The 10876-nt window shown below is 34.7% G+C and carries 8 protein-coding genes, 1 tRNA gene and 1 pseudogene; 8 read left to right on the top strand and 2 right to left on the bottom strand.

Annotated elements, in window-relative coordinates:
* Nucleotides 1-45: 45 nt before the first annotated feature.
* Nucleotides 46-288 (top strand): annotated as a pseudogene (locus tag DEF52_RS05535) (glycosyltransferase); the annotation flags it as partial.
* On the opposite strand, the gene gshB reads toward DEF52_RS05535, so the two are convergent.
* Entirely contained in the window at nt 273-1202 is a 930-nt protein-coding gene (gene gshB / locus DEF52_RS05530; protein WP_007549071.1) for a glutathione synthase, read from the bottom strand. The pseudogene DEF52_RS05535 and the gene gshB overlap by 16 nt on opposite strands.
* A gap of 60 nt (nt 1203-1262) precedes the next feature.
* Nucleotides 1263-1859, bottom strand: coding sequence for a BON domain-containing protein (locus tag DEF52_RS05525; protein WP_006279461.1), 597 nt, complete (start codon nt 1857-1859; stop codon nt 1263-1265).
* Between the two features lie 140 nt (nt 1860-1999).
* Between DEF52_RS05525 and DEF52_RS05520 the strand changes: the two genes are divergently transcribed.
* From DEF52_RS05520 to DEF52_RS05490, 7 genes are all read left to right on the top strand, one after another.
* Nucleotides 2000-2081 (top strand) — tRNA-Leu (locus DEF52_RS05520).
* Nucleotides 2082-2239: 158 nt separating this feature from the next.
* Nucleotides 2240-3574, top strand: a complete 1335-nt coding sequence (gene tig / locus DEF52_RS05515) for a trigger factor (RefSeq protein ID WP_151808083.1) — start codon at nt 2240-2242, stop codon at nt 3572-3574.
* A gap of 11 nt (nt 3575-3585) precedes the next feature.
* Complete coding sequence (clpP, locus tag DEF52_RS05510; protein WP_006280254.1) at nt 3586-4212, top strand: ATP-dependent Clp endopeptidase proteolytic subunit ClpP; 627 nt, start codon at nt 3586-3588, stop codon at nt 4210-4212.
* Entirely contained in the window at nt 4212-5489 is a 1278-nt protein-coding gene (gene clpX, locus DEF52_RS05505; RefSeq protein ID WP_006279985.1) for an ATP-dependent Clp protease ATP-binding subunit ClpX, read from the top strand. Before clpP ends, clpX begins: the two co-directional genes overlap by 1 nt.
* 15 nt (nt 5490-5504) lie before the next feature.
* Nucleotides 5505-7958: an endopeptidase La gene (gene lon / locus DEF52_RS05500; RefSeq protein ID WP_151808082.1), complete on the top strand. Its 2454-nt coding sequence runs from the start codon at nt 5505-5507 to the stop codon at nt 7956-7958.
* A gap of 283 nt (nt 7959-8241) precedes the next feature.
* The gene (locus DEF52_RS05495; RefSeq protein ID WP_151808081.1) at nt 8242-9537 is read left to right on the top strand and encodes a Na+/H+ antiporter NhaC family protein; all 1296 of its coding nucleotides are present in this window, start codon (nt 8242-8244) and stop codon (nt 9535-9537) included.
* Nucleotides 9538-9571: 34 nt separating this feature from the next.
* A complete protein-coding gene (locus tag DEF52_RS05490; protein WP_179951368.1) occupies nt 9572-10861 on the top strand; it encodes a cbb3-type cytochrome c oxidase subunit I in 1290 nt (429 codons plus the stop codon).
* Nucleotides 10862-10876: the final 15 nt, after the last annotated feature.

Raw genomic sequence — 10876 nt, 5'->3', positions numbered from 1 at the left:
TCTGGTTCGTTTTTTACCATTCCTTCCTTAACTTAATGGCAGTGATATATTCCTTACCCTTACTCAAAAGATAATCACCAATTTTATAACGCAAAATATATTGAAGACTCGAGAGCAGCTATAATAGTTGAGCAGAATAGTGAAGCAAAAAAAAATCTAACAGAGGTACTATTTGATCTATTAAATAATTCTCAAAAATTGCGTGATATGACCAATAGTACAGAAAAAACAGGGATAAAGAATGGGACTACTGAGTTTGTTAAGGTGATTGTTCACAGGTTTAGTTGATGGCTGCTTGCTTTTTCTTCAAACACGTCCCAAAGATCCTTTTCTAGCGATATATTATACAATTTATTGATATAAACTACTCCCGTGGGTGAAGTTGTGTTAATTTCGAGCAGGAAGTCATCTATAATATCAATACCAACAAATATTAGCCCTCTTTTCTTTAATTCAGGACCAATTTTGTTACATATTTCATTGTTTCTATCGTTCATTTGAGCGGGCTCAAAACTTGCTCCAAGTCGCATGTTTGTTCTGATCTCTCCACTGATTTTTGGAATTCGTTTCATTACACCAATTGGTTGGCCATAAAGTAGCAATATTCTTTTATCTTTATCTATGTTTTTACAAAATGATTGTGCAATCACAGGGCATTCGTATTTTGCTATCATGAGATCCACTACTACTTGAATACTATTCTCATCTTGTATTCTTATCACATCGTTTCCTCCATAACTATACAATGGCTTCAGAATAATATCTTGATAGTTGTAGTAGAAATCTCTAATCATTGATATATTTTCAGTAATCAAAGTTGGCGGAATTAGCTCTGGAAATAATGAAGTTATCAATTTTTCAGGACAATTTCTTATTTCTGTTGGATTGTTAATTACCAATGCGCTGGTTTTTTCTAAGATATATGTTGTTGTAATATAACGCATATCAAAGGGTGGATCCTGTCTGATAAATATGATGTCCATTTCATTCAAGTTGATTGCTACATCCTCTTTAGAGATAAAACTAAAATCATCAACGCTGACTTTCTGAGCCAGAGCAATTGGATGGTTTAGCTTTAGTGCTAAATTGTTAGGAGCATAGACAAAAACTTCGTGCTTCCTCCTTTGTGCTTCCTTTATTAGCACGAATGTAGTGTCAGTTTCAAAATTTATATTTTCATCCATCTGAAAGGCAACTTTCATTTATGTTCTCTACCTATTGTCACAATTGTACAAATGTTATAATTTGAAAGCGATTTTTGCCTAATGGCGTAACTTACTGTACCTATATCGTACATAACTTACAACTTGTTTTACTCCCTTTACTTTTCTTGCAATTGCTATTACAGCTTTTAATTCCGCTTTATTTTGGGCTATACCCATCAAATAAACAACTCTATCAACCGTATTAACGCTATAATTAATTGACTTAATATTTCTTTTTCCCAGGAGTCTTGTTCTTATTTCCGCTGTTATCATGCCATCTACAGTGGTGTCTAGCATGGAAGCCATTTGAATTGGTATTACTCTTATTTCATTTATCACTTCTTTAATTTCTTTTTGCTGCCAAGCTATTTTTTCTGCTGTAAGTTGTTTTTCAGGAGTGTCAACACTTCCAATGAGCAATACTCTTCCTTCACTTACTTTAACCTTTATGGATGAAAATAGCCCATGTTTTAAGAGCCCCTTATTAATTCTGATGACCATAGTCGTATCATCAATGATATTTCCCAAGGATTTGTCCTGCATTGTTATTGCTGTTGCTGTCGCTGTAGCCACCACACCACCTATTATAAGGGTTGTGCAACCACTTTGTGTAATCAAAAAAATTGCGAGTAAGAAGCTTGTTATTAATCTCATTATTGATTTTCAGGGTTTAGAGCTTTCATTAAGAAATGTTAATAAGCTTTTTTGATTGTGTAAATACCATAAATTAAGTAAGACTTTAAACCTTGAATATTTTTAATGGAATACCTATAATAGGGTACTGAAAATTTCTTGCGGATATGGCGGAATTGGTAGACGTGCCAGGTTTAGGTCCTGGTGAGCTTGCTCGTGGGGGTTCAAGTCCCTCTATCCGCACTTTAAAGTCATGTAACTTAGGTTTTAAGGGAAAATTTATAATCACTAAATACATTTTTGTTTGTGTAAAAACCTGTTCTTAAGGATTGTGTTTAACTTAAATTCTGGTAAAATGACTCTATTAAGATATGAATTAAAATGTTAATAAATGAATTATGATGTCTAATAATATACCTCAAAATACAGTCGAAGTAAGTAGCGTATATACCTACAAAGAGCTTAGTATAGATAAACTAAAGTATGAGTATGAAATCACAGTTGGTAGTGATTATATAAAACAAAAGGTAAATTCCAGGTTGCAAGAGATAGCAGAAAATGCAAAATCACCTGGATTTAGGGCTGGAAAGATGCCCTATGACCTTGTTGTTGCAAATTATAAAAACGAGGCTTTGGAATATGTGATAAATAATACAATTGATTATTGCTCAAGTGATTTGATGAAAAAAATTGAAGTCAAGTCTCACATTTATCCTAAGGTTGATGTTATATCATTACCAGATCTGGGCAAAGAAAATGAGGAGGGCAATTTTGTATACAAGCTATCTTTTGAGTCGATGCCTGAAGTACCGATGATAGATCTTGACAAAATAAACTTAAAGAAAATTGAAGCAAAGATTGAAGAGGAAGATATAAAAGAATTTATTGATTCTATCAAAACAAAGTTCCCCAATTTTGCCTCTGTTGATGATGCTTCTTATCAAGCGAAAGATGGGGATAAATTGATAATTGATTTTGAAGGGCGGATTAGGAATAAGCTCTTTCAAGGTGGAAGTAGCAAAAATTTTGCCGTTAATTTAGGGTCTGGCACATTTATTAATGGTTTTGAAGATCAATTAACTGGTATGAAAAAGGGAGAAACAAAGAACTTTAAGTTGAAATTTCCTGAAAATTACCAAGCCATTTCCCTTGCAGGACAGGAAGCTGATTTTTCTGTGCGAGTTAATGAGATTCAAATTGCCAAAGATTTTGAAAATGATGATGAAATAGCTAAGAGTATTGGGTTTAAAGATTATTCTTTGCTAATAAATCATGCAAAAAAAATGATTGGTGATCAGTGCACCGAAATGAGAAATCTCTTAATTAAAAAGGAGCTGTTTGATTATTTGGATGCTAATTATAGTTTTGATTTACCCACAGACATAGTAAAACAGGAGCAACAAAGAATGGAAGGAGAATTGGGTGCTCAAAATGATTCTCGTAAAGAAGCTGAAAAACGTGTAAAGCTTGCTATGTTATTTATGAAATTTAGTGCAGAACATAAAATATCATTAACTCAAAATGATGTTTTGAGTGTTATTGTAAATCAATATGTCAGTAAAGATGTGCAATTTGACAGAGTACTTAAGCATTTTGAATCAAATAAACAATTTCAAGAATTAGTTAGAGGGCAAGCGCTTGAGTATAAAGTGACAGATTATATAATAGAAAAAGTTAGTAAAGAAGAGCAGATTGTTTCTGTGAAAGAATTAAAGGAATTATTTGATAATATTTAATAGGAAAAGGTATGACTCTTATACCAATTGTAGTTGAACAAACTAGTCGCGGTGAGCGCGCTTATGACATATATTCAAGGCTAGTGAAAGAAAGAATAATTTTTGTAACAGGTCCTATTGAAGACAATATGGCCAGTGTAATAGTAGCACAGCTTTTATTTTTAGAATCGGAAAATCCCGATAAAGACATTTGTATGTACATCAACTCACCAGGTGGTGTTGTAACTGCTGGTTTGTCGATCTACGATACAATGCAGTATATAAACCCAGACGTTTCAACTTTATGTATAGGTCAAGCTGCGTCTATGGGTTCTTTATTGCTTGCAGCTGGTACAAAAGGTAAGCGCTACTCTCTACCTCATTCAAGAATTATGATACATCAGCCATCTGGTGGTTATCATGGTCAAGCAACTGATATAGAAATACATGCTAATGAAATTTTGCGAGTTAAGAAAAAACTAAATCAAATTTATGAAAAACATACTGGAAATTCACTGAAGAAAATTGAAGGAATGATGGAAAGAGATAAATTCATGGATCCTGAAGAAGCAAGGAAAATTGGCTTAATTGACAGGGTGATAGCTGAGCGTACAGATATTGAAATTGAAAATATTAAAGTTAAACAAAAGGTGGGTTAATGGATAACAATAATGATTTACACTACTGTTCTTTTTGCAACAAGGCGCAAGATGAAGTAGATAAATTGATTACTAACTCTTCGGATGGTTTAAAGGTGTTTATTTGTAATGAGTGCATAGAATTATCCCATAAAGCAATAAGTCAAAAGAAAGATAGATCTTTTAATTCAGATCGTATATCTGATATGAAGCTATTACTAAAGAAACCTGAGGATATAAAAAACTTTCTCAGCAAGCATGTTGTAGGTCAAGAACACGCGCAACACGTTTTATCTGTAGCTATGTATAACCATTGTCAATCCATGGTACAATTTCATGCTATAAGTGATATTGAAATCGAGAAGTCAAATATAATGCTTATTGGTCCCACTGGTTCTGGTAAGACTTTGCTAGCCAAAACACTTGCTAAAGTTTCAGATGTGCCATTTGCTATGGCTGATGCGACAACTTTAACTGAGGCAGGTTATGTGGGTGATGATGTAGAAAGCGTGTTGTCGCGTTTATTACAAGCTGCAAATTATGACGTTGTAAAAGCACAGCGTGGTATAGTGTTTATAGATGAAATAGACAAGATTACAAGAAAATCTGAAAGCACTTCAATAACCCGTGACGTTTCAGGTGAAGGGGTCCAGCAAGCTCTGCTTAAGATTATGGAGGGTACAGTTGCTTATGTTCCGCCACAAGGAGGGCGAAAACACCCGCAACAAGAGTTTATACAAGTGGATACTAGTAACATACTGTTTATTTGTGGAGGAGCTTTTGAAGGCCTCGATAAAATTATTGAAGCGAGAAAAAAGGGAACGTCAGTTGGCTTTGGAGCAGATATAAGTCAGTCTAAAGAGCAAAAGAAAAAGAATGCTTTACATGATGTTCAACCTGAAGATTTAATCAAATTCGGTTTAATACCCGAATTTGTAGGGCGGGTTCCAATAACTGCTGTTTTAGATGAGCTGGATCATGAAGATTTAATACATGTGTTGACAGAGCCAAGGAATGCACTAATAAAACAGTACAAAGCATTGCTTGCGTTTAGCAAAGTAAACCTTGAGTTTTCAGATGAAGCAATATCAGCTATTGCTAAAAAGGCTATAAGCTACAAAACAGGTGCAAGAATGTTACGTGCTATCTTGGAGTCACTTTTGCTTGACATTATGTATACATCTGGAAACGGAGGCTTTGAAGGTAGCACTATAGTAATCACTAAGAAAATGGTAGAATTAGGAAAAGCAACGGTTAATCATAATAACAATGGCAATGTTATAACGGTTAATGATTAATTTGAGGCATATATTATGAACATTGAACGTGCTGTAAGCTCTAGTTTTACTGCATTGCCAGTATTACCTTTAAGAGATGTAGTAATTTTTCCAAATATAATGGTGCCTTTATTCATAGGCAGAGAAAAATCTGTTAATGCACTAGAGTATGCAATAAGTAGTAGTAATCACCAAAATGAGATTTTTCTTGTAGCACAGAAAGATGGCTCTGTTGATAATCCAGAGCCTGAAGATCTTTATGAAGTAGGTGTGTTAGCAAGCATTGTACAACCGTTAATAAAATTACCTGACAATGCAGTAAAAGTTATAATCCGGGGGATAAGAAGGGGAAGAGTTGTAGAATATATTAGCTCTCATACTTTATTACAAGCCAGGGTAGAGTTAGACAATCATTATAAAGAAGATGAAGACAATATTGATTTAGAAGCTTTAAGGCGGTCTGTTGTAGACGCGTTCGATAGCTGGTGTAAGCTAAACAAGAAAAATCAACCCGAGGTTGCCATTAACTCCATTGATCAAATCAAAGAAGTTGACCAACTTGTAGACACGGTAGCTTCACATTTAAATATAAAAGTATCAGATAAACAAAGTATACTTGAGGCTTATGACCCAGAAGAGCGTTTAAAAAAAGCTTTTGCTTTTATTGAGAGAGAAATGAGTATTTTGAACGCACAAAAACGTTTATATAAGACAATTAAATCGCAAGTTGAAAGCACTCAGAAAGTTTACTACCTTAACGAGCAATTGAAAGCTATACAGAAAGAATTAGGCGAATTTGAGAATGGTGATGAAGGGAATATACTCAATGAATTTGAAAAAAAGATAAATGAAACAAAGCTTTCTCAGGAAGCAAGAGAGAAAGCTATAACTGATTTGAAGAGATACAAGAAAATGAATCCCATTTCTCCTGAAGCTACAGTTATATCTAGTTACTTGCATTGGTTGCTTGAGTTGCCATGGGGAAAGTACAAAGATGCAAAAATTAACTTAAATGCAGCTAAGAAAATCTTAGATAAAAATCATTATGGCATAGAGAAAGTAAAAGATAGAATAATAGAATTTTTAGCGGTATTAAAAAGAGTAAAAGAGATAAAAGGTCCTATACTTTGCTTAGTTGGACCGCCAGGTGTTGGTAAAACTTCTTTAGCTAAGTCTATGGCAAGAGCAGTAGGAAGAGATTTTGTTCGCATAGCTCTTGGTGGTGTGCGTGATGAGTCTGAGATACGAGGGCATAGGAAAACTTATATTGGCTCAATGCCTGGTAAAATCATTCAACACATGAAAAAAGCTAATTCATGCAACCCGCTTTTTCTGCTTGATGAAATAGATAAGATGGGTTCTGATTCGCGTGGCGATCCTGCATCTGCATTACTTGAGGTTTTAGATACTGAGCACAATAAACACTTTACGGATCATTACTTGGAAGTTGAGTTTGATCTTTCAAGTGTAATGTTTGTAGCTACGGCAAACAGCTTAAATTTACCACATCCTTTGCGTGATAGGATGGAAATTATACAATTGTCCGGGTATACTGAAGATGAAAAAATCAGTATTGCTACACACCACCTTATTCCGAAGTTAAAGAAGGAGCATGGTTTGTATCAGAAGGAATGGGACATAACTAATGAGGCGTTATACGAGTTGATACGTTTATATACACGTGAAAGTGGTGTGCGGAGTATGGAAAGGGAGCTTGCAAAGCTCATGAGAAAGGCAGTTAAAGAAATATTGACTGATAAAAATAAGAAAATATCCGTAGGGGTTGACAATTTACAAGATTATTTAGGGGTACGTAAATATACCTTTGGCATTGCGGAAAATGAGAGTTTAGTAGGAATAGTAACTGGGCTCGCCTATACTGAAACAGGTGGTGATATTTTGATGATAGAATCAGTCCTAATTCCGGGCAAGGGAGAAATAAAATACACAGGAAAGCTTGGAGAGGTTATGCAAGAATCTATAAAAGCTGCGTATAGTTATATTCGATCAAATTGTTTGTTTTTTGGTATAAAGCCCGAAAAATTCCAAAATAATGATATACATTTACATGTACCTGAGGGTGCAGTACCAAAAGATGGCCCTTCTGCTGGCGGCGCGGTATGTACGTCTATTGTTTCTCTTATGACGAATATACCAGTTAACAAAAATGTTGCTATGACAGGCGAAGTGACATTGCGTGGTAGAGTTTTAGCTATTGGGGGCTTAAGAGAAAAATTGCTTGCAGCGCTCAGAGGATCAATCAAAACTGTGATTATACCAAGTGAAAATGAGAAAGATATGCAAGAGATTCCGGCAAGCATCAAAGAGGGGATCAACGTAGTTTTTGCTAAGAATATTGATGAAGTTATGAAAGTTGCTTTAATGCACCCTACTACTCCAATTGATGGTGATGATAATCAAAATAGTGTGCCTTCCTCTATAGAAAGTAAAGATGATACTTTTCCTATGTCGGAAACATTGAAGCATTAGATTAAAAAAATATTATCAATCTCCATTTCTCTTTTATCCGGCAAGAATCTACCAGCTTGTGCATTCCATAAGGATATGACTTGCTTTGTTGTTATGTCATTCATATTTTTTACTTATTCTATCTCCCAGTTTAATTCAAGTAGATGATATATTATAATAGTCCTTTTCATGGAAACCTTTTCTGGTAGATTGCTTTCTAGAAAAACATTGGTCAAGGTGCCAACTGTGGTTTATAATAATATAAATTATATCATAGTTGATTTGCGTTTATCAGAGCTGAGGTATGTTTTATCTTACAAATTTTTTGCCTATTTTACTGTTCCTATTTCTTTTTGTAGGAAGCGGCATATATTTTACTGTTCTTGGCGTGTCAAATGCTTTTTATCAGTTATCTCCACTGGTAGCCATTGTTCCTGCCATAGCTCTGGGTTGGGTTTTATACAAGGGCAATACTGAAGAAAAAATGTATGCCTTTCTAGATGGGGTAAGAGATCGTAATATTATCACTATGTGCATCATTTTTTTACTTGCAGGTGCATTCAGTGAAGTAACTAAAGCAATCGGTAGTGCTGATGCCACAGTTAATTTGGCTCTTTCATTTATACCAACACAATTTTTACTCATAGGATTATTTTTTGTAGCAGCTTTCATCTCCACTGCTATTGGTACATCAATGGGCACCATTGCAACAATTGCTCCTGTTGCAGTTGAACTGACACAAGCTGGGATTTCTCCTTCCTTAGGAGTGGCAACCGTTGTAGGAGGAGCAATGTTTGGCGACAATTTATCTATTATCTCTGATACTACAATTGCATCTGTGATGTCTCAAAAGGCTGATATAAAGAAAAAATTAAAACTGAATGCAAAAGTGGCACTAATTGCTTCTATATTCACAATAATTATATTATTTTATAGCTCAAGCAATAGTGCTGCTATTTCAGTTAAGGAGTATTCTTTATTGCTTGTGGCTCCTTACATCATACTTATATTGCTTGCAAACTTTGGAATCAATGTATTTACGGCATTGGTTTTAAGCATAACTTTTGCTGGAATCATTGGATTTATAAATAACAACAATTATGGGTTATTGTTTTTAAGCCAAAACATCACCAAAGGGTTTATGAGTATGCATGAAATTATGCTACTGTCATTGATGGTTGGCGGACTTTCAGGACTGGTAGGTAAAAATTCTAAGGAGTTTGCAGATAAACTTTCATCTTGGGTTATGATACAACGTGGTGGACAAAAAACTGCGCAGTTATTTATTGCAAAAATAGTCAGTATATTTGATATTTTACTTGCAAATAACACCATCGCTATAATTTTTAGTGGTGAAATTGCTAGAGATATTGCTAAGAAATATGAAATACCGCCTCACTATAGTGCAACATGGTTAGGCACATTTTCTTGTGTATTTCAAGGATTAATACCGTATGGCGCTCAATTGCTTTTGGCTAGCACTATTGCTGGAGTTTCACCTTTGGCAGTCGTGCCACACGTATACTATTGCTATGTTTTAGGTATTATTGCAGTGTTATATATTGTATTGAACAAAATTGAGAAAAAAGATTGTGCTTAATATACAAGACAACGCTCCGCTCTGTAGAAAATGGATGTTCTTAGCAGTATGTGCCCTTGCTTGCTCTGGGTTACTGTCAATAATTGTTATTTTTCTACGATTGCCTTTTATCTCCTCTCTTGTTCCTTCTGCACAATATATTTTTGATAATGCGCTGGTAATACACGTGAACTTGTCAATTTTAGTGTGGATGTGCTCTATAATATCTCTGCTCTTTATCATAAACCTACAAAATACCAATAGTTGGTTTAACTTTTCATGGGTTCTATCAACCCTTTCGATGCTGCTCATGTTTATATCCGCATTCGTTCCAAACACTGAAGTTATCAAAAGTAACTATATTCCCGTATTACAAAACAAATTATTTTTACTTGGACTCAGTTTATTTATTGCCAGTATATTAGTAAATACAATGCTAGCATACACATCAAAAAAAGAGGTTTCATTTCTCTCTGTTGGGCAAATTGGGCTAGTTATTATACTTGTATCGTCATTTCTTTGCTTTGTTTTAGCATATAATAATATGCCTCCAGGTCTATATCACTCAGATAAGAATTTGTTTTACGAATATCTCTTTTGGGGAGGCGGACATTTATTGCAGTTTGCTTTTACTCAAGGAATGTTTTTAGTCTATTTAATAATGCTAAGTTCCAATGATATTAGTCTAGCTTCAAGCAATAAAATTACTATTTTACCACTATTTATAAACACGATTTTAGCTGTAGGCGCACCGTTTGTATATTTTGTTTATCCAGTTGATAGTGCCAAGTTAATACAGTTTTTTACTTGGCATATGAGAATTGCTGGAGCAGTTTTGCCGTGCTTTTTGATAATATTAGTGTGCTGCAACATCAGAACTTTTATTAATGATAAAAGCAACTATTTATTACATTCATTTTTGTTGTTCACTTATGGAGATGTGCTCGGAGTGTTGACTATTGAAGGAAATGTCACCATTCCCGCTCATTATCACGGTTCTGTAGTTGGGATCACTATAGCTTTTATGAATTTCATTTATTGGCTGTTACCCAAATTAAACTTTAAAGAGGTAAAAAACTCCATGGTAAGATTACAGATTTATGCCTACAGTGTAGGGCATTTTCTCCATATTACTGGCCTTGTGTGGCTTGGTGGATATGGTGCTTTAAGGAAGGTTGCAGATCTGCCAAGCATTTCGTCAATGTTAGCACGCACGTGCTTCATTATAGGTGGCGCTATATCAGTTGTTGGTGGAATGTTGTTCGTAATAATTGTGCTTTTACATCTGTTAAAAGGCAAAGCGCGTACCAACTGCACTGCCATTAAGTTAAGGAAAAAGTGTTAGAATGTATTATAAAAT

Source organism: Wolbachia endosymbiont of Nasonia oneida, from assembly GCF_009012935.1.
GTDB classification, from domain to species: domain Bacteria; phylum Pseudomonadota; class Alphaproteobacteria; order Rickettsiales; family Anaplasmataceae; genus Wolbachia; species Wolbachia pipientis.
The sequence above is the reverse complement of the archived record's forward strand: the minus strand, read 5'-3'. Positions and strand labels throughout refer to the sequence as shown.